Annotated in this window: 16 protein-coding genes; 6 read left to right on the forward strand and 10 right to left on the reverse strand. The window is 57.6% G+C overall.

Features of this window, described 5'->3' with window-relative positions:
- Nucleotides 1-75: 75 nt before the first annotated feature.
- Genes entH through entC form a run of 5 tightly spaced genes read right to left on the reverse strand, consistent with a single transcriptional unit; the run spans nt 76 to nt 4,910 of the window.
- Nucleotides 76-489, reverse strand: a complete 414-nt coding sequence (gene entH / locus GBC03_22945; GenBank protein QFS72856.1) for a proofreading thioesterase EntH — start codon at nt 487-489, stop codon at nt 76-78.
- Nucleotides 490-491: 2 nt separating this feature from the next.
- On the reverse strand, nt 492-1,247 hold the full coding sequence (dhbA, locus tag GBC03_22950; GenBank protein QFS72857.1) for a 2,3-dihydro-2,3-dihydroxybenzoate dehydrogenase: 756 nt from the start codon (nt 1,245-1,247) through the stop codon (nt 492-494).
- A complete protein-coding gene (locus GBC03_22955) occupies nt 1,247-2,104 on the reverse strand; it encodes an isochorismatase family protein (GenBank protein ID QFS72858.1) in 858 nt (285 codons plus the stop codon). The genes dhbA and GBC03_22955 overlap by 1 nt, the downstream gene beginning before the upstream one ends.
- Nucleotides 2,105-2,117: 13 nt before the next feature.
- Entirely contained in the window at nt 2,118-3,725 is a 1,608-nt protein-coding gene (gene entE / locus GBC03_22960; protein ID QFS74106.1) for a (2,3-dihydroxybenzoyl)adenylate synthase, read from the reverse strand.
- A 9-nt stretch (nt 3,726-3,734) separates the two neighbouring features.
- On the reverse strand, nt 3,735-4,910 hold the full coding sequence (gene entC, locus GBC03_22965) for an isochorismate synthase EntC (GenBank protein QFS72859.1): 1,176 nt from the start codon (nt 4,908-4,910) through the stop codon (nt 3,735-3,737).
- Between the two features lie 184 nt (nt 4,911-5,094).
- On the opposite strand from entC, the gene fepB reads away from it, so the two are divergent.
- Nucleotides 5,095-6,042 (forward strand): Fe2+-enterobactin ABC transporter substrate-binding protein, encoded by a 948-nt coding sequence (gene fepB / locus GBC03_22970; protein ID QFS72860.1) that lies wholly within the window; start codon nt 5,095-5,097, stop codon nt 6,040-6,042.
- 47 nt (nt 6,043-6,089) lie between these two features.
- Here the strand turns inward: fepB and entS are convergent, their stop codons facing one another.
- Nucleotides 6,090-7,328: an enterobactin transporter EntS gene (entS, locus tag GBC03_22975; protein ID QFS72861.1), complete on the reverse strand. Its 1,239-nt coding sequence runs from the start codon at nt 7,326-7,328 to the stop codon at nt 6,090-6,092.
- Nucleotides 7,329-7,439: 111 nt separating this feature from the next.
- Here entS and fepD point away from each other — a divergent pair, with 111 nt between their 5' ends.
- The 3 genes from fepD to fepC are packed head-to-tail and all read left to right on the forward strand — an operon-like array spanning nt 7,440 to nt 10,224.
- Entirely contained in the window at nt 7,440-8,444 is a 1,005-nt protein-coding gene (gene fepD / locus GBC03_22980) for a Fe(3+)-siderophore ABC transporter permease (GenBank protein QFS72862.1), read from the forward strand.
- Complete coding sequence (gene fepG, locus GBC03_22985) at nt 8,441-9,433, forward strand: iron-enterobactin ABC transporter permease (protein QFS72863.1); 993 nt, start codon at nt 8,441-8,443, stop codon at nt 9,431-9,433. The genes fepD and fepG overlap by 4 nt, the downstream gene beginning before the upstream one ends.
- The gene (gene fepC / locus GBC03_22990; protein ID QFS72864.1) at nt 9,430-10,224 is read left to right on the forward strand and encodes an iron-enterobactin ABC transporter ATP-binding protein; all 795 of its coding nucleotides are present in this window, start codon (nt 9,430-9,432) and stop codon (nt 10,222-10,224) included. The genes fepG and fepC overlap by 4 nt, the downstream gene beginning before the upstream one ends.
- A 37-nt stretch (nt 10,225-10,261) precedes the next feature.
- Here fepC and fepE read toward each other — a convergent pair whose 3' ends face one another.
- From fepE to fes, 4 genes are all read right to left on the reverse strand, one after another.
- On the reverse strand, nt 10,262-11,395 hold the full coding sequence (fepE, locus tag GBC03_22995; GenBank protein ID QFS72865.1) for an LPS O-antigen length regulator: 1,134 nt from the start codon (nt 11,393-11,395) through the stop codon (nt 10,262-10,264).
- A gap of 226 nt (nt 11,396-11,621) precedes the next feature.
- Entirely contained in the window at nt 11,622-15,518 is a 3,897-nt protein-coding gene (gene entF / locus GBC03_23000; protein ID QFS72866.1) for an enterobactin non-ribosomal peptide synthetase EntF, read from the reverse strand.
- Complete coding sequence (locus tag GBC03_23005) at nt 15,515-15,733, reverse strand: MbtH family NRPS accessory protein (protein ID QFS72867.1); 219 nt, start codon at nt 15,731-15,733, stop codon at nt 15,515-15,517. The genes entF and GBC03_23005 overlap by 4 nt, the downstream gene beginning before the upstream one ends.
- Nucleotides 15,734-15,763: 30 nt before the next feature.
- Nucleotides 15,764-16,972: an enterochelin esterase gene (gene fes / locus GBC03_23010; protein ID QFS72868.1), complete on the reverse strand. Its 1,209-nt coding sequence runs from the start codon at nt 16,970-16,972 to the stop codon at nt 15,764-15,766.
- A gap of 237 nt (nt 16,973-17,209) precedes the next feature.
- Between fes and GBC03_23015 the strand changes: the two genes are divergently transcribed.
- Nucleotides 17,210-19,483, forward strand: a complete 2,274-nt coding sequence (locus GBC03_23015) for a TonB-dependent siderophore receptor (protein QFS72869.1) — start codon at nt 17,210-17,212, stop codon at nt 19,481-19,483.
- 51 nt (nt 19,484-19,534) lie between these two features.
- Entirely contained in the window at nt 19,535-20,158 is a 624-nt protein-coding gene (entD, locus tag GBC03_23020; GenBank protein ID QFS72870.1) for an enterobactin synthase subunit EntD, read from the forward strand.
- Nucleotides 20,159-20,161: the final 3 nt, after the last annotated feature.

Here is a 20,161-nt window from a genome sequence, read left to right on the forward strand (position 1 = left end):
ACTATTTACATTGCATTGTTAACTGGATCACTTCATTCACCAGCTAACGCTGCAATCTCATGACATTACGCGCGCTCAGCCCAGTACCATCGTTCCCAGTCGGCAGGTACAGCACCGCCGACCTTGTTCATCAAACACCGCGATTTCCCAGCTCTGGCTTTGCCGCCCCAGATGCAGCGGCTGACAGACTCCGCGCACCTTGCCCTGCGAAACCGCCCGGTGATGAGTGGCATTCAGTTCTGTCCCGACGACGCACTGCCCGTCGCGAGTCATCAGATAACCTGCCATTGAACCTAACGTTTCGGCCAACGCCGCCGAAGCCCCGCCGTGCAGTAAACCAAACGGCTGATGCGTGCGGGTATCCACCGGCATTTCCGCCTCCAGCACGTCATCACCGAGTCGGGTGTAGACAATGCCCAGATGCGCCACCATCGTGTTCTGGCTGGTGGCGTTCAGTTCGTCGAGCGTTAAGTGACGTTTCCAGATCATCGTTACGCTCCCAACGTGGAGCCGCCGTCCACTACGATATCCTGCAACGTAATGTGGCTGGCCAGATCGGAAGCGAGGAACAGAATAGTGTTGGCGATTTCCTGAGGCCGGGCAATCTTGCCCAGCGGAATACCGAGCTTGAACTGCTCACCAAAGCCGCGAATACGCTGCTGTTCCGCGTCATCACTGACCCACAGCGTGCGCTGCATGTCGGTATCCGTGGAGCCGGGTGACACCAGATTACAGCGTACCCCGCTGCCCGCCAGCTCCAGCCCGACGGTCAGCGCCAGACTTTTCAGTGCTGCCTTCGACGCGCCATAGGCGCTCATGCCGATGCGTGGCGTATGGGCGGCATCAGAAGCCACAGTCACTATCGCCCCGCCCTGCTGACGGCGAAATTGCGCCATTGTCTGCTGGAACAGATTAAAGGCGCCGCCGACGTTAACCGCAAACGTCTGCTGCCAGTCATGCGGGCTCAGCGCGTCAGTTGCGCCCATACGTAAAATCCCGGCAGCGTTTACCAGCACATCCAGCCGTTCGGTGTGCGCCAGCACGCGCTGGCATACCTCAGCCACCTGTCCGGCGTCTGCCACATCCATCACTTCAGTGGTAAACGGATAATCCTGCAAAGCGAACTCACGATCGAAGCCCGTGACCTGCGCCCCGGCCTCGACAAACGCCAGCGCCGTTGCGTAACCAATGCCTTTACCCGCGCCAGTGACCCACACCGTTTTGCCGCGAAAATCGAATCCGGCCATTAACACACCTCACGGGAAAGCAGTGCCCACCAGGCATCAATGGTCGGATTTTTCGCCAGCATCACAAAGTCGATATCGCCATGCACTTTACGCCAGCGCGCCGCCAGCGCCATCATCCGCACAGAGTCCAGACCGTAGTCGATCAGGTTCTCATCATCCATCGGCTCATCAGACTCATCAAGCAGCGGTAAAATCTGCGCCCGCAGTTCATCTTTGCTGGCCGGTACCGGCGAGGGCAGTAGCTCCTGAGTCATCACGACGCGACCTGAACGTCCTGCAACATACTTCAGCGACATGAGGTGCTCCTCACGGCTGAAATCAGCCAGCGCATCCGCCACCATAAACGGCTTGATATCGCGCATAAAGGCGTCCGTCGCCGTGGTCATGCAGCCGATGTGCGCATACACCCCGGTGATAATCAACTGGTTGCGTCCGGTCTCTTTCAGCATCAGTTCAAGCGGGGAACGGTGAAAGGCGCTGTAGCGCCATTTCACCAGCACGTTATCAGCTTCATCGGGTGCCAGCGCGGCGACCACTTTTTGCTGCTCCGGCGAGCGCGTGAGTCCCGGTCCCCACATGTCGTTAAGCAGGGCGCGATCTTCGTCGCTTTGATCCTTCGGCTGCGCGGTGTAATAAACCGGAATGTTGTGCGCTTTACAGTAACTGCGCAGGGCGGCGATATTGGCGATCACCTGCGCCATCATCGGACAGTTTTCACCCCAAAAGCTGACGAAGTAGTCCTGCATATCGTGGATCAGCAGCGCCGCACGCTCCGGGTCAAACGCCCAGTTGACTTTATTAACCGGAACATCAAGCGCGGTTGGCAGCGCGTAAGCCTGCAGTTTAGGAATTGCCATTGCGTGTTCTCCTTCAGGCCGAACGTGTTGCCAGCCACTGACGTAATTGTTTTTTATCGACTTTCCCGACCGGGGTCAGAGGCAGCGCCTCAACGGTTTCCACCCGGTCCGGTAACTTGAATTCAGCAACGCCCTGCTCACGCAGGAAACGGCGCACCTGTACCGCGCGTAGCGGTTCTTTTACCACCAGATACGCGCAGCTTTTCTCACCCATCAGTTCATCTTCCATACTCACCAGCGCCGCATGGATCACCGCCTGATGACGCAGTAACAGGTTTTCTATCTCTTCGGCTGCGATCTTCTCGCCGCCACGGTTGATCTGATCTTTCTCCCGTCCCTGCACGGTGATGTAGCCATCCTCGTCGATAGAGATAAGATCGCCTGAGCAGTAGAAACCGTTGGCGTCAAAGGCGCTGGCGTTATGCTGCGGGCTCTTGTAGTAGCCACGAAAGGTGTACGGGCCGCGCGTCATCAGCCGCCCGATTTCTCCCTGCGGCAATGGGTTGCCATCGGCATCCGCCACCCACACTTCATCATCCGGACACATCGGACACCCCTGGGTATTAACGATCCGCTCCAGGCTGTCGTCGAGACGGGTGTAGTTCACTAAGCCTTCCGCCATGCCGAAGACCTGCTGCAGCTGGCAGCCAATTTCGGCCGGGATCCGCGCCGCCAGCGAGGCTGACAGACGCGCACCGCCAACCTGCAACAGCGTCAGCGAAGCCAGTTGCGCGTTACTGCCCCACTCGTTAATCGCCTGTAACCACAGGCTGACCGCAGGCGGCACCAGCGCCGTCGCGTTAATCTGATGTTTTTCAATCAGCGGGAAGCACAGCGTGGCGCTCGGATCCGCTGCCAGTACCACGGTGCCACCGGCGAGAAATACCCCCAGCGAGCCGGGAGAACTCATGGCGTAGTTATGCGCAGCAGGGATCGCACATAAAAAACGCGTATCGGCAGTGAAGTGACAGATTTCATTACTGCGGCGTACGCTGTAGTAGTAGTCGTTGTGGGTTCGCGGGATAAGCTTCGGCGTCCCGGTCGTGCCGCCGGAAAGCTGGAAGTAGGCCACTTCATCCGCGGGCGACGGCGTGGCGACAAACGCGTCTGCCGGTTGATTTATCGCCGCTTGCAGGCAGTGCTCACCGCTGTCATTGAGCAGATGCACCACCCGAATAGTCTTATGTTGAGTAATGAAGGCGTTCAGAAAATCATTGTCGGCAAACAGCGCGTGCTGACGATCGGCAATCAGCAGCGCGGGTTCGATTTGCGTCGCATACGCGGTAAGTTCTGTGCGTTGATGGCTGAACAGGGCGAGAACGGGCGCGACGCCAAGCTTCAACAGCGCAAAGAACGTGATGTACAACTCCACCACATTGCCCAACTGCACCAGCGCGGTTTCACCGGGTTTGATCCCCTGGCGGCGCAGCGTACAGGCGAGGTTGTCCGCTGCCTGGTTCAGTTCACGGTAGCTCAACTGACGCTCGCCTTCGATGACCGCCATATGGTCGTTTTCCGCATGGCGGGTCAAAATGTCCGTTAGCGGCAGATCCTGCCAGTAACCTTTTTCACGGTAACGACGGGCAAATTCGTCAGGCCACCGGGTGAAAGGGATGTTCATCATCGCTCCTTAATGCAATCCAAAAACGTTCAACATGGTGGAAAGTTTGACGCCGGTTTCACGCCACTCTCCCACCGGTGAAGAGGCCGGGACGATCCCTGCGCCCGCAAACAGGCGGACCTGGTTTTTACGTAACGTCGCACAGCGGATGGTCACCACCCATTCACCGTTGCCTTCGGCGTCGCACCAGCCGACGATGCCGCCAAACAGTTCGCGATCGAACGGCTCCAGTTCAGCAATCAACTGTTTCGCCGCCTGATGCGGGAAGCCGCTCAGCGCAGGCGTCGGGTGCAGCAGACAGGCCAGCGTCAGGGCGTTTTCTCCGGCATTGGCTTTGCCTTCAAACGGTGTGCCGAGGTGCCAGAGCGTTGGCGTGGTGATGAGCTGCGGAGAAGACGGCAGTTGCAGACTCTGGCTGCGACCGCGCAGCACGGTTTTCATCGCCTGCGTAACCAGCTCGTGTTCATGGCGATCTTTCTCAGAGGCCAGTAGACGGTTTCCGGCTTCCCGGTCCAACACATCATCAGGCTGACGGCGCGCGGAGCCCGCCAGCGGCAGAGAACTAAAGCAATCGCCCTCTTTGCGCAGCAGCAGTTCCGGGCTCGCGCCGAGCAAAACGCCACCATCGTGCAACGGGACATGGAAGTTGTAACTAACCGGGTTTTGCGCCACCAGACGCTCAAGCAGCGCACCGCTGTCGATCTCGGCATCGGTGGTGATATCAATCAGTCGCGACAGCACCACCTTGTCGACTTCCGGCGTCGCCGTCAGCGCGGCAGCGCGCGCGACCATCTCTTCAAACGTCTCCTGCTCGGGGATCGCTTTGCGCGCCGTAACGTTCAGCGCCTGATGGTCGGTGAAGTAACGTGATGACTGTTGTTTTTCCTGGCGAGAAAAGGACTGCCAGCATTGGGGAATAAACAGTGACGATGGCTGACGGGTGTCAAACGGAATAGCCCCCACCATGACCGGGTTTGCGATACCCTGCGCTTTGGCATCGGCGAACATTTTTTGTAATTTTTGTTGGAAGGGGCTGTCTGGCGAATCGCCGTTCACGGCAGGTTCATCGAAGCGGGCGAAGCATCCTGACGTCGTAAAGCTCCGATACGGCGACATAAAGAAAAAGCGATGGGGTGCAAGTGTTGCCATAGTCTGCTGAACTTCCTCGGCCAAAGACGTATCCATATCATCCTCCAAAAATGATAAAGGTTTTAATAATGATTATCATTTATATTTTCGGGCGCTAACCTAAAAGCAAACAGGCGACATGTCAACTCTTGAGGTAGCACAAAGTGCGACTAACGCTTGCATCCCTTACGCTTAATAATGAAAATGAGAAGCATTAATAACTCAGCACAGGAACTGATTTGTGAGACTGCCTTCTCTGCCCGGCCTGCTCGTTACGCTCTTCGTTTTCGGATTCTCCTCAGCCCACGCCGCGGAATGGCCGCGTCAGGTGACTGACGTTCGCGGCAGCCACACGCTGGAACACAAACCTGAACGCATCGTCTCTACCAGCGTCACGCTCACTGGTTCATTGCTGGCGATTGATGCGCCGGTGATCGCCAGCGGGGCAACGACGCCAAACAATCGCGTGGCTGACGATCAGGGATTTTTGCGTCAGTGGGGCGACGTGGCAAAAGCACGCAAACTGACCCGCCTTTATATCGGCGAGCCGAACGCCGAAGCCGTGGCTGCGCAGATGCCCGATCTCATTCTGATTAGCGCGACCGGCGGCGACTCCGCGCTGGCCCTGTACGATCAGCTCTCCCCTATCGCCCCGACGCTTATCATTAATTACGACGATAAAAGCTGGCAGTCGCTGCTGACGCAGTTGGGCGACATCACCGGCCAGGAGAAACAGGCCGCCGCGCGTATTGCGGAATTCGATAAGCAACTGACCGTCGTTAAACAGCAGTTGGTGCTGCCGCCGCAACCGGTGAGCGCGCTGGTTTACACCGCTGCGGCCCACAGAGCCAACCTGTGGACGCCAGAGTCCGCGCAGGGACAAATGTTGGAACAACTCGGCTTTACGCTGGCAACGTTGCCTGGCGGATTGCAGGCCAGCCAAAGCCAGGGGAAACGTCACGATATCATTCAGCTTGGTGGTGAGAATCTGGCGGCCGGACTGAACGGCGAAGCGCTGTTCCTGTTTGCCGGTGACGAGAAAGACGAGCAGGCAATTTACGCCAACCCACTGCTGGCGCATCTGCCGGCGGTACAGAACAAGCGCGTTTACGCCCTGGGCACCGAATCTTTCCGCCTTGATTATTACAGCGCGATGCGAGTGCTCGATCGTCTCTCCACGCTGTTTTAATCGCCATTGCCGGATAGCGGTTAACGCCTTATCTGGCCTGCCTCACATTATGCCGGTTCCGGCGGCGTCTGCCGGAATCGACGTAACTCACTGAGCAACAGCAGTAGTAGCAGTCCCACAATGACCAGGCCGAAACCGCTAACGCTCGCCGAAGCCACCGGCGTCATGACGGCTCCCAGACCGCCTAACAATGCCGCACCGATGGCATCTCCCGTGACGTTCTGCGCTGTCCACAGACCGTTGATGCGCCCTAACATATTTTCCGGCGTCTGCGTTTGCAGCATCGTGTACTGCAACAGCGAGCTGATGGCGCTCAGCCAGCCGAACAGCGCCAGACAGACCACTCCTAACCCCCAGACAGGCATCAGGGCAAACACCCCAATCGCCAGAAACGCCCCCACGCTCGAGGCCAGCATGATCAATCCCGGACGCACGCTGTGCGCCAGTTGCCCGCTGGTGAGTGCGCCAATCGCCGCCCCGAGCGGAATAGCGGCGTACAACATGCCAATCTGCGCCGCCGACATCTGCCAGTTAATTGCCAGCGCCGGATAGAGCACGCGCACGGCGCTTGCCATCGTCAGCAGACCGCCAAGCAGCGCAATGCCGCCGATCAGCGGACTGGCAAGCAGGAAGCGAAACGCCGCCAGCAGCGATTTCAGCGGATGTTCACGTTGCTGTGGTGGAGGCGGCAGCGTCGGAAGGCTCAACAGCGGCAGTAAGGTGATAAAAGTGCCCGCCGCCGCCAGACCGTAGTTCCAGACCACGCCACCGGTGGCGAGCAGCAGTCCGCCCAGCATAGGCGAAATCACCGAGCCCAGACGTACGGTCAGCATGGTAATTGCCCCTGCCTGCATCAGATTTTCACGTCCTACCAGCGCAGGCGTCGCCGCCAGCAATGCCGTCACGCCCAGTGAGGCAAAAAAGCCGTCCCACAGGCCCAGCAGATAAATGGCGATCAGTGAGGGTTCTGGCAGCATCGCGTTCAGACACAGGCCGATGAAGCCAATGCCGCAGGTGCCGCGTGCCAGCAGGATCACTTTTTTGCGTTCATAGCGATCGGCCAGTACGCCGCCTACCATTAGCCCGACAAACATCGCGCTGCCGGTCAGCGTCACCGAGAGACCCACCTGCCAGGTGGAATGCGTCATCATCTGGATCTGTACGGGAACCGCAACGCCGAGCAGTCCGAGCGAGACAATAGAGATAAAACGGGCGAGGAAGACAGCGCGAAATGCCGGGTGTGTCTTCAGCAAACTGAGGTTGAGCAGCCAGGATTGTCGATTCATTACAACGCCTTAATGCGATCTTTTTTTCATTATCCATTCAATGGCTGCACATGCTAACATAATCAAATAAGATCGATAACGATAATTACTATCATTATCAGGGAAGTTGATATGTCATGTTCTGTTTCCGTGACGCGTGCCATTGCCGTGCCCGGATTGTTGTTATTACTGGTTATCGCCACGGCATTAAGTCTGATCATCGGCGCAAAATCCTTGCCCATCTCCGTGGTTGCACAAGCGCTCACCGGTACCTGTCAAAGTGCTGATTGCACTATCGTGCTGGATGCCCGTCTGCCGCGAACGCTGGCGGGACTGCTGGCGGGCGGTGCGTTGGGACTTGCTGGCGCGTTGATGCAAACGCTCACCCGTAATCCGCTGGCCGACCCGGGTCTGCTTGGCGTGAACGCCGGAGCCAGTTTTGCCATTGTGTTGGGCGCGGCGCTGTTCGGCTTTTCCACACCGCAGGAACAACTGGTGATGGCCTTTATCGGCGCGCTGGTGGCATCGCTGGTTGTGGCATTTACCGGCAGCCAGGGCGGCGGTCAGTTAAGTCCGGTGCGCCTGACGCTGGCGGGCGTTGCGCTCGCCGCCGTTCTGGAAGGTCTCACCAGCGGTATCTCCCTGTTAAACCCGGACGTCTACGATAGTCTTCGCTACTGGCAGGCCGGTTCACTGGATATCCGCAACCTCCAAACGCTCAAAGTGGTTATTGTGCCGGTACTGATTGCCGGTGCTACTGCGCTGATGCTCAGCCGGGCGCTGAACAGCCTGAGTCTGGGAAGTGATACCGCCACGGCGCTTGGCAGCAAAGTCGCACGCACGCAGCTCATCGGCCTGCTAGCCATCACTGTCTTATGCGGCAGCGCCACGGCGATTGTCGGACCGATTGCGTTTATCGGCCTGATGATGCCGCACATGTCGCGCTGGCTGGTCGGCGCCGATCACCGCTGGTCGCTCCCCGTGACGCTGATCGCCACTCCTGTTCTGCTGCTTTTTGCCGATATCATTGGCCGCCTGATTGTTCCCGGCGAGCTGCGCGTGTCGGTAGTGAGCGCCTTTATTGGCGCCCCGGTGCTGATCTTTCTGGTTCGTCGTCGTCCGCGAGGTGCCGCATGATGTACGTATCGCGTCGCCTGCTGATCGCGTGCCTGTTACTGACGGTCGGCTGCCTGTTCTTCGCTCTCTGGGGCCTGCGTAGCGGTGCCTTGCCGCTGGAAATTCCTCAAATTATTGCCGCCTTAACCGGCGATGCGCCGCGCAGTCTGACGATGGTCGTGACCGAATGGCGCCTGCCGCGCGTGTTGATGGCGCTGCTGATTGGCGCGGCACTCGGCGTCAGCGGCGCGATTTTTCAGTCCCTGATGCGCAACCCGCTCGGCAGCCCGGACGTGATGGGCTTTAATACCGGAGCCTGGAGCGGCGTACTGGTCGCAATGGTGCTGTTTGGTCAGCATCTGACCGCTATCGCGCTGGCGGCGATGGCCGGCGGTATTCTGACGTCGCTGGTAGTCTGGCTGCTGGCCTGGCGCAACGGTATTGAAACCTTCCGCCTGATCATTATCGGCATCGGCATTCGCGCCATGCTGTTTGCGTTTAACACCTGGCTGTTGTTGAAGGCTTCGCTGGACACTGCACTGACCGCCGGATTGTGGAACGCCGGGTCGCTTAACGGCCTGACCTGGGCGAAAACCTGGCCTTCCGCACCGATCATTATCCTCATGCTGGTAGGTGCCGGACTGCTGGTGCGCCGCATGCGTCTGCTGGAGATGGGTGATGACAGCGCCTGCGCGCTGGGCGTCAGCGTGGAGCGCTCGCGACTCGCCATGATGCTGGTCGCCGTGGCATTAACCGCGGCAGCCACCGCACTGGCCGGCCCCATTTCCTTTATCGCGCTGGTTGCGCCACATATCGCCCGTCGCCTGAGCGGCACCGCGCGTTGGGGATTAACCCAGGCCGCACTCTGCGGCGCGCTATTACTGCTGGCGGCCGATCTGTGCGCGCAGCAACTGTTTATGCCTTATCAGCTTCCGGTGGGTGTGGTCACCGTGAGCATCGGCGGTATTTACCTTATCGCCTTGTTAATTCAGGAGTCCCGCAAAAAATGACCGAATCAGTAGCCCGTTTGCGTGGCGACCAGTTAACGCTGGGTTATGGAAAATTCACCGTTGCCGAAGACCTTAACGTCACCATTCCCGATGGCCATTTCACGGCCATTATCGGGCCAAACGGCTGCGGGAAATCGACGCTCTTGCGGACCCTCAGTCGGCTGATGACGCCGACAAACGGTCACGTCTGGCTGGACGGCGAGCCTATCCAACGTTACCCGAGTAAAGAAGTGGCCCGGCGCATCGGCCTGCTGGCGCAAAATGCCACGACGCCGGGCGATATCACCGTGCAGGAACTGGTGGCGCGCGGACGCTATCCGCATCAACCGCTTTTTACTCGCTGGCGTAAAGAAGATGAAGATGCCGTGACGCAGGCAATGCGCGCCACCGGCATTACGCATCTGGCCGGTCAAAGCGTGGATACGCTGTCCGGTGGTCAGCGCCAGCGCGCATGGATAGCGATGGTGCTGGCGCAGGAAACGTCGATCATGCTGCTCGATGAACCGACTACCTGGCTTGATATCAGCCATCAGATTGATCTGCTGGAATTACTGAGCGAACTGAACCGCGAGAAAGGCTATACCCTCGCCGCCGTGCTGCATGACCTCAACCAGGCCTGCCGCTACGCCACCCATTTGATCGCGTTGCGGGAAGGAAAAATAGTCGCTGAGGGGGCACCAAAGGAGATCGTCACGGCGGAATTGATTGAGAAAATCTATGGGTTACGCTGCATGATTATCGACGATCCAGTGGCGGACACACCGCTGGTGGTGCCGCTGGGCCGTCGTTAATCGATCGCCGGAAGGTGCTGAACCTTCCGGCCGTCTGTCAGACCAGACGTTCTTTGACAGTGGCGTCATCCATTTTACGCGCGACCATCGCATGCTGGAGAAGCACGCCAGCACAGGCCACGATTCCTCCCATGATTGCCGCCAACACGACCACGATCGTTCTACCCGGCCCCTGTTTTTTCACCGGTAATGATGGCTCAAGCTGGTATTTGAACGGCGAGAACTTCACGTCGTGGATATTGACGGATTCCAGTTGCTCAACATAATACTGCCGGTTTTTTAATTCAGCATTCAGTTCAGCCACATCCGTTACCGATTTTTCAATTTCCAGCTTTCGCTGGATCCCATCGGCGCCCAGAGAAATAGAAAAATCAGGATCGTCTTTCACCGCCTGGCCATTGCTGTAAACCGGTTTTTTAATTCCGGCTGCATTGGCAATCTCCAGTGAATAATTGAGTCGTTTAATATTTGTATCCAGTTGATTTTTAAGTTTCACGCGGTCCAGTGCCAGACGTTCTTTCTCAAAACGTGTTTTGACCTCCAGCTGATTGCGGATATTTTCCAGCGAATTCTGCACCACAATATCAGCAATAAACCGGATATACCCCGCCAGAACCTGCTGTGCCTCTTCTTTGACCGGGGCCGTAAAACTCAACACCCAGGACGTATACAGCGCCGTTTCATTTTTCTTTCCGGCATTGCTGTCCACCGCGTTCATCTTTTCACTCAGCGCGACGATGGCCCGATGCAATTCCAGTTCATTGATTTCCGCGCCTTTTAATTGATCCATTACATATGGAGATGAGCGTAAATATTGCTCCAGTAGTGAAGACGACTGAAATTTCTTGATAAAGAGATTGAAGGTGTGACTACGATCGACTTTGATATCAAGGTCCAGAACACGTAATCCCGTCAGCGTTCTCTGCAGATCCTGCCACTGGATTGATTCGGCAGGCGTCACCACGGCTTCACTGGTCCAGCGCTGCGGCAAAAAGAACGTGACGAATAATCCCACGCACGCAAACGCGAGCGTACACGCAATAATACGTTTTTTAGCCTGCCATAAAATATCAATCAGCTTTAATAAATCGATTTCATTACTCTGAGAGTGGGGCAACGGAAAACCAGTAAACTCCGTATTTTTGCTCTGCTTAATATTAAGTGACGGCATACTGTACGTCCTGTTGCATGTTCCATGAAAGCTAATTCCTGCTAACAGCGTAACAAACCCCCATAATATTCCGAAACACTAATGCATGGCTAAAGCTAAATTCAGAAGTTACCCTCCTGAAGGTAATATTCTTAATACAAGGAATTATCGCAATAAAAGATCCCCCGTAACTATGACGCGTTGTTGGCGCGTTGTTACGAGGGATGCTTAGAAATCGAATTATTAATCAGCTATACTTATATTTATCACAGCACGCGGCGATGACAGGGCCGATATTTTCAAAGGCGGATGGGGAGATAATCTCCACATGCGCGCAGTCCTGACGATACACCTCCAGCTCCGCAATCCACGGCGCCCAGCTGCGTTCCGGGCTTACGCCATCCGGCAGAGTACGCTCGGCAACAAACAGCGTCGCGCGGCCATCAAAGGGGACGCTGTGCGCGCTGGTGAGTAAGCGGACGGCATCAGCGTAATTCCCTTCAATGGTGCTAAACAATTCGCCCGACGCGTTCCCCTGCTGCGCGGCCAGAAACGCCTCCCGCTCACGATCAATTTCCGCCAGCACTTCCGGGTCGAGTCCATTGGCCTCTTTTTCTGACCAGTTTTGCGTTTCCGGCGGCCAGGTATCCAGCAGACCGAGGAAAGCGACCGCTTCACCCCGCGCCCGCAGACGTGCGGCAATACCCTGCGCCAGCGTGCCGCCAAGCGAATAGCCCAACAGGTAATACGGGCCATGCGGCTGTTGTTCAAGGAGCGTCGCCAGATGGTGTTCGCAGACCGCGTCCAGATTGGCTGACGTCTGCATCGGCCCCTGTGGACGCGGCGACTGAATCCCCGTAATCGACCACTGTGGACTGAGATAGCGCGACAGTACGCTGAACTGCCAGGCAAATCCCGATGCCGGATGGAAGCAAAACAGCGTCGGGCCGTCGCTTTTACGCAGCGGCAGCAGCGTTTCAAACCCAAGACGCTGCGTCTGTGCGTCATCGTCCGCATCCAGCAGCGCCGCCAGCTGCGCCACCGTTGAAGCCACCATGACCTGCCCCGGCGTCACCTGACGGGCGAAGGTCCGGCTCAGTTGCGCTGCCAGCTTCATGGCCAGCAGCGAATGCCCCCCCAGCGCGAAGAAATCAGCCTCAACGTCGTTGACGTCACAGCCCAGCAGTTCACTGAATGCCTGAGCCACCGTCGTTTCGCTGCCCGGCTGCGGGGCTCTCCCTCTGGCACGCGGCGTTAATTCCGGCATCGGCAACGCTTTACGATCCAGCTTGCCGTTGGCGCTGAGCGGCAGTTGCGCCAGTTGCAGTAACACCACGGGTACCATATGCAACGGGAGTTTCTCACGCAACTTCGCCTGGAGAGTGGGAATATCGAGCGGAAGGCCTGACTGCGAGACCAGATACCCTACCAGTTGGCGGGCATCGCCCCCCGTTGCCGCCGCCTGATTAAAGACACAGGCGTGAACCACCGCCTGTTCAACGTCAGGCAATGCCTGCATGACACGATCGATCTCGCCCAGTTCGATACGCTGACCGCGGATCTTAAGCTGATCGTCACTGCGTCCCAGATACTCCACCGCCCCGTTTTCCAGCCAGCGCGCAACGTCTCCGGTGCGGTACATCCGCTCTCCTGGCGCAAACGGATCGGCGATAAAGCGACTCGCCGTGAGGTCCGGTCTGCCAAGGTAACCCTGAGCGAGTTGGATACCGGTCAGGTAGAGATCGCCCGCTACACCGATGGGGACCGGATGCATCATCGCATCCAGGATCCGCAGTCCGGTATTCCACACCGGGAAGCCAATCGGTACGCTACTGCCGGTGACCTTTGCCAGTTCATCGCCCCAGGCTGGATACCAGCTGACATCAACCGCCGCCTCCGTTGGACCATACAGATTATGCAGCGGGGCATGCGTCAGTTGCTCCCACTCACGGCATAAATCGGCGGGTAAGGCTTCGCCGCTGCAAAAGACATGCTTTAACGTTGCACAGCTTTCACCGGCGCTCTCTGGCGTCAACGAGGCGACGAATGCCGCCAGCATCGACGGCACAAAGTGGGTCGTCGTTACCCCGTAGTGGGCAAAGAAACGCTGCATGGCAAGCGGATCGCGGTGTGCTTCCGGCTCAGCCATCACCAGCTTCGCCCCGGCAATAAACGGCCAGAAGAATTCCCACACCGAGACGTCAAAGCTGCATGGCGTTTTCTGCGCTACCACGTCCTTCGCCGTCAGCCCGTACTGGTTTTGCATCCACAGCAGACGGTTAACGATGGCGGTTTGCCCGACCATCACCCCTTTCGGTCTGCCCGTTGAACCAGAGGTAAAGATAATGTACGCCGTATGCTGCGGTTGCGATAACCCCAGCGGCGCGCTATCGCCTGCCGCCAGCGGTTCGTTATAGCAGAGGCTTTCCAGTCCCGGAATGTCGCTAAAGCGCGATAGCTGTTCCGCCGTGGCGATCAGCAGCTTCGGCTGCGCGTCTTCCAGCATCATCCGTAGACGATCGTCCGGATAACCGGTGTCTAACGGTAACCAGGCCGCGCCGGCTTCAACAATCCCGTGCAGCGCCAGCGTCAGAAATACGGAACGCGGTAAGGCCACCGCGACGCTGTCGCCCGGTTGCACACCGCGTTCGCGCAGCACACCGGCGAGCGCCACCACCTGTTCGCGCATTTCGCGGTAGCTGAACTGATAGCGGGCATCCGCCAGCGCGGGAGCGTCCGGCGTTCTGCTCGCCTGTTCCGCTACCAGCGCACTCAGCGTCGTGGAAGGGATATCAACCGCCGTGGCATTAACCTGCGCAATCTGCTGATATTCAGCCGGAAGCAGCAGATCGGCATCACCGCAGCACAGAGCAGGGTTGGCGGCAAACTGTTCGATTAGCGCCATCAGACGTGATGCATGCTGTTTGAGCGTCGCTTCATCATAACGTTGCTGGTTGGCGAGAAGCTCAATGCTCAGGCCCCCCTCTTCATCCGGGAACAGTGCCAGTTCCAGATCGTTCACCGGCCCCGTCGCCAGCGTATGGGTTTGCGCTGAAACACCCGGCATGTCCAACTGATAGTCGAATACTTTGACGTTAAGCACCGGGCCAAACAGCGGTTCTTCCCCCGCAGCCCGTCCGCTGTCGCGGACGATTTGCTCTGCATCATAACGTTGATGACGGCGCATTTTCTTAAGCTGCTCGGACAGTCGTTTTGCCAGTTCCGCCAGACTTTCTCCGGCATCTATACGCACGCCCAGCGGTAACACGTTGAGTACCGGTCCGGTGGCAGTCAGCGCTGCCGATCCCATGCGGCGCATAAAGATAAAGCCTGCCGCATACTCCATCCGGCTGCACAGGCGTCCCAGCCAGAGCGCTACCAGCGCCAGCGCCAGATCGGTTCGCTGTACGTCAGGCAGTTGCGCTGCCAGGTGGCGAAACGCGCCTTGTGGCGCATTCAGCTTCATACGGTAAATTTCTGACGTTGCCGCACGCCCGGGCAGCGGAGTCGGTGAAAGCGATGCCGGTGGCGGAAGCTGTTTACGCTGCTCGGCCCAGAACGCGGCGTCACGCTGCCAGGCTTCACTCTGGCGATACTGCTGATACTCTTCCACGACCTCGGCAAACGGCGTGAAGGGGGAATCAGGCGTCGCTTCACCCCGACGCCATGCGCTGTAAATTGCGGTAATTTGGCGGGTAATCGCCGGAAAACTGAAGCCATCAACCAGTAAATGATGATAGCGCTGATACCAGTACCACTGGCGATCGCCGACCTGAATCAATTGATGATGCGCCAGCGGCTTACCGCCGTCGACGCGCAGATTTTGCTGGAGATCGGCCTGCATCAGCGCCAGCGCGGCGTCATGTGGGTTCGCTGCAGTGCGGAGATCGAGAATCAGCGGTTCGGCAAACGTAAAAGATTCATCCACCCATTGCCAGACGTCGCCGTTATCCTCGGTAAAACGCATCCGTAACGTATCGGCCTGCTGCATGCCAGCGGCCACCGCGCGCGCCAGCATCTGCGCATCCAGTTCGCCAGTTAATGCCACATAGTGTGCGACGCTCCAGGCGGAAGGTAATGTGGAGAGTTTTTCGGCCATCCAGATGCCAGGCTGTGCGGCGACAAGCGGTAAACGTGGGCTCATTGCGCCTCCTGAGAAACGGCATAATGGCCGGGAATTAACGTGGTCCAGTGACGCGCCAGCCACTGCTCGCAAGCTTCCTGAGACTGCGGTTCGCACGCCACCTGCCAGCCGGCAGGTAATGCGCAGTGCTGTGGCCAGAGGCTAAACTGCTGCTGCGAATTTTGCAGAATGTAGAACTGTCCCTGCGGATTATCGAAGGGATTACTGAATTCCATACTCAACTCCTGTCGTGGAAAATCGCTCGCTCAGAGCAGCGGCTTCCAGAGGTCAATTAACCCCTGCATCAGACCGCCACGCCAGCAAAGCGCATCATGTCCGCCGTCAACCTGACGCCAGAAAACCGACTGCTGTGTCGTCTGTAGTTGCGCGTAAAGCGCCTGATTTGCCCGGAAGATAACCGGTTCACGGACTCCCGCTTCGAGGACAATCCGCAGTCCCTGCGCGGACAGCGTGCCGGCGTTAAGCTGTTCAATAATCAGTCCGTCCTGGTGGCCACCGCGATGGGGCCACCAGTAAGAGCCGGACTGGCTGAGCACGCAGCCAAAGCGTTCCGGCCAGTGCAGCCCGGCAAACAGCGATGACAGGCCACCGAAGCTTTGCCCCGCAACGATCGTGCGTTCCGGACGATCGCTGAACGGCGCGATGGCCCGGACCTGCGGCAATAACTCGTGTTGAACCGCCAGCCAGAAATCCGCATTGCAGGGCAGTTCACGACCGCGGTGCGCGGTATCAATGGCATCAATAAGCAGATACACCGCCGGTGGAAGTTGACCACGCCGGGTAAGTGAAGTGAGCGCGGGCCAGACGGGCATACTCTGCGCCCAGAATTGCCCGTCGAGAAGAACCGCCAGAGGGCGTTCGCCTGGTTGCGCATCGCCCGTCGTAAAGACCCACACCCGGCGCGTATTACCCAGGCGCGCGCTGTTCCAGTGCAGAACCACCGGCGATGACGCAGGCGTTTGCGGGTAGTCCCAGCCCGGTTGCGCAGGGGCCTGCGGCATCTCGAGCGCCGAAACAGCGTGCCCTCGCCCGCCTTTCCAGCTAACAGGATTAAGCGGATCGGCAATCGCCTGCGGTAACAGCTGTCGCCAGCCTTCGCGTAACGCCGTGCGATCCAGCGCTTCATCCGCCTTCAGCGACGCAAACGTATCGTCCCGCGTAGAAGGAATAAAGCAGTAGCTACCGCGCCAGTTGGCGCTTAAAACGGTCTGCCACTGCCAGACATCCGTTCCGGCAACGCGCTGCATCGTCTGAGGAAAGACATTCTGGTGATGGTCGGTAACGCCGGTGATATACACCCAGACTCGCTGAATGGCTGAGTGAAATTCACTCCCCTGCGGGTCGCGCCACCAGAAGGTCACCCGGTAATTTCCGTCTGCTTCACGCGCCCATTGCGGACCGTTTTTTGACTGCCACCAGGCCTCACTGCCTACCGTTAACGCCGTCACCGTCATAACCCCATGTTTACTGTGAATTTTTTTATTAATAGATGAAATATATTGATAATATTATTGATAACTATTTGCATTTGCAATAGCGTATTGACGCGCTGTGGGAAGCGCGAACAGTTTTTAACCAACCGCGCTGCGGGCTTTTCTGGAATGGAGGGTTTTCGCAGAGGCGGGCGACATCGGGCCGGATACCGATCTCAGGCGTCTGGTACACGTGGCTAAAGAAAAGCAGGAAATACAATGAACAAGAAGATTCATTCCCTGGCCTTATTGGTCAACTTAGGGATTTACGGGGTAGCGCTGCCTGCGATGGCAGAAGAAACAACAGATAGCACCGCGGTCTCTCATGAAGATACCATCGTGGTCACCGCCGCCCAGCAGAACTTGCAGGCCCCCGGCGTGTCGACTATCACCGCAGATGAAATTCGCAAAAACCCTCCCGCTCGCGACGTCTCTGAAATCATCCGTACCATGCCTGGCGTAAACCTGACCGGTAACTCAACCAGCGGTCAGCGCGGCAACAACCGTCAGATTGATATTCGCGGTATGGGACCCGAAAACACCCTGATTCTGATCGACGGTAAACCGGTGACCAGCCGTAATTCCGTGCGTCTCGGCTGGCGCGGCGAGCGTGATACCCGTGGCGATACTTCGTGGGTCCCCCCCGAGATGATCGAACGCATTGAAGTCCTGCGCGGGCCTGCCGCCGCGCGTTACGGTAACGGTGCCGCCGGTGGCGTGGTGAATATCATCACTAAAAAAGGCAGTAACGAGTGGCACGGTTCCTGGAACACCTATTTCAACGCGCCGGAACACAAAGAGGAAGGGGCGACCAAACGCACTAACTTTACCCTCAATGGCCCGCTGGGCGGGGATTTCAGCTTCCGCCTGTTCGGTAATCTGGATAAAACACAGGCCGATGCGCGTAACATCAACCAGGGTCACCAGTCTGAACGTACCGGCACCTATTCCGACACGCTGCCAGCCGGTCGTGAAGGCGTCATCAATAAAGACATTAACGGCGTGGTGCGCTGGGACTTCGCACCGATGCAGTCGATTGAACTGGAAGCCGGTTACAGCCGTCAGGGTAACCTGTACGCCGGGGACACGCAGAACACCAACACCAACCAACTGGTGAAAGATAACTATGGCGAAGAGACCAACCGTCTCTACCGCCAGAACTACTCTCTGACCTGGAACGGCGGTTGGGATAACGGCGTCACCACCACCAACTGGGTTCAGTACGAACACACGCGCAACTCCCGTACGCCGGAAGGCCTCGCGGGGGGAACTGAAGGGATCTTCGACCCGAAAGCGTCACAGAAATATGTTGATGCCGACCTGAACGACGTCACGCTGCACAGTGAAGTCAGCCTGCCGTTCGATTTCCTGGTTAATCAGAACCTGACGCTGGGCACCGAATGGACCCAGCAGCGCATGAAGGATATGCTCTCCAATTCGCAAACCTTTATGGGCGGTGAAATTCCGGGCTCCAGCAGCACCGACCGCAGCCCGTATTCGAAAGCGGAAATTTTCTCGCTGTTTGCTGAGAACAACATGGAGCTGACCGACAGCACCATGCTGACGCCGGGTCTGCGTTTCGATCACCACAGCATCGTGGGCGACAACTGGAGTCCATCGCTAAACCTGTCACAGGGGCTGGGCGATGATTTCACCCTGAAGATGGGCATCGCGCGGGCTTACAAAGCGCCAAGCCTGTATCAGACCAACCCAAACTACATTCTGTACAGTAAAGGCCAGGGCTGTTACGCCACGGGCGCCGCAACCGGCATCGGCTGCTACATGATGGGTAACGACGATCTGAAAGCGGAAACCAGCGTCAACAAAGAGATTGGTCTTGAATTCAAACGTGATGGCTGGCTGGCGGGTGTGACCTGGTTCCGTAACGATTATCGCAACAAGATTGAAGCCGGTACGGTACCCATGGACCGCACATCGATTACCAACAAAGGCAAAACCACCTACACCGATATCTATCAGTGGGAGAACGTGCCTAAAGCGGTAGTCGAAGGGCTGGAAGGGACGCTGAACGTACCGGTAAGCAGCACCGTTAACTGGACCAACAACATCACCTACATGCTGCAGAGCAAAAACAAAGAGACCGGCGAACGCCTGTCGATTATTCCGGAGTACACGCTGAACTCAACGCTGAGCTGGCAGGTACATCAGGACGTTTCTCTGCAATCCACCTTTACCTGGTATGGCAAACAAGAGCCGAAGAAATACGATTACCAGGGTAAACCGGTGACAGGCTCGGATAAACAATCCATCAGTCCGTACAGCATCGTGGGTCTGAGCGCGACCTGGGACGTGACCAAAAATGTCAGCCTGACCGGCGGCGTGGATAACGTCTTCGATAAACGTCTATGGCGTGAAGGCAATGCGCAGACTACCGGCAGTACAACGGATGTTTCTTATATGCGTGGCGCGGGTGCGTACACCTATAACGAACCGGGCCGTACGTGGTACATGAGCGTTAACACGCACTTCTGATGTCCACTCCCCTCCTCCACCCGGAGGAGGGGTTTTGGTTTTAATGACGCGATGCAGACAACTCACTCCCTTCTCACTCTGGCTTACCACACGTTGCATTGTGTGACCTTCGAACCGGACACCTTCCACGAGCACGATCTGCTGTGGCTTCCTCATTATGCGCAACTGGCACATGCCGGGCGTAAGCGGAAAGCCGAACACCTGGCTGGTCGTATTGCCGCCGTCCATGCGCTACGCGAGTTGGGGCATAAAAACGTGCCGGGAATGGGCGAACAACGGCAGCCGTTATGGCCGCAAGGTCTGTTTGGCAGCATCAGCCACTGCGCGACTACCGCACTGGCGGTGGTTTCCCGCCAGCCTGTCGGGGTGGATAGAGAGGAAGTATTTACGACGCAGATAGCGGCAGAACTGGCAAACAGTATCGTCTCGGAGGCAGAAAAAGCACGACTTGCAGAGAGCGGATTACCTTTTGAACAGGCGCTCACGCTGGCGTTTTCCGCCAAAGAGAGCGCCTTTAAGGCAACCCAGGGGCTATCGCAGACAGGCTGCGGATTCATGCACTATCGCATTCTGGACGTTCAACATGACCAGATGAGATTACGGGCGTTCGACCAGATCTGGCGTGTACAGTGGCTCGCTTCCGATAGCCATGTCGTTACCGTAGCAACGCGTTAACCT

This window comes from Citrobacter telavivensis (assembly GCA_009363175.1).
GTDB lineage: Bacteria > Pseudomonadota > Gammaproteobacteria > Enterobacterales > Enterobacteriaceae > Citrobacter_A > Citrobacter_A telavivensis.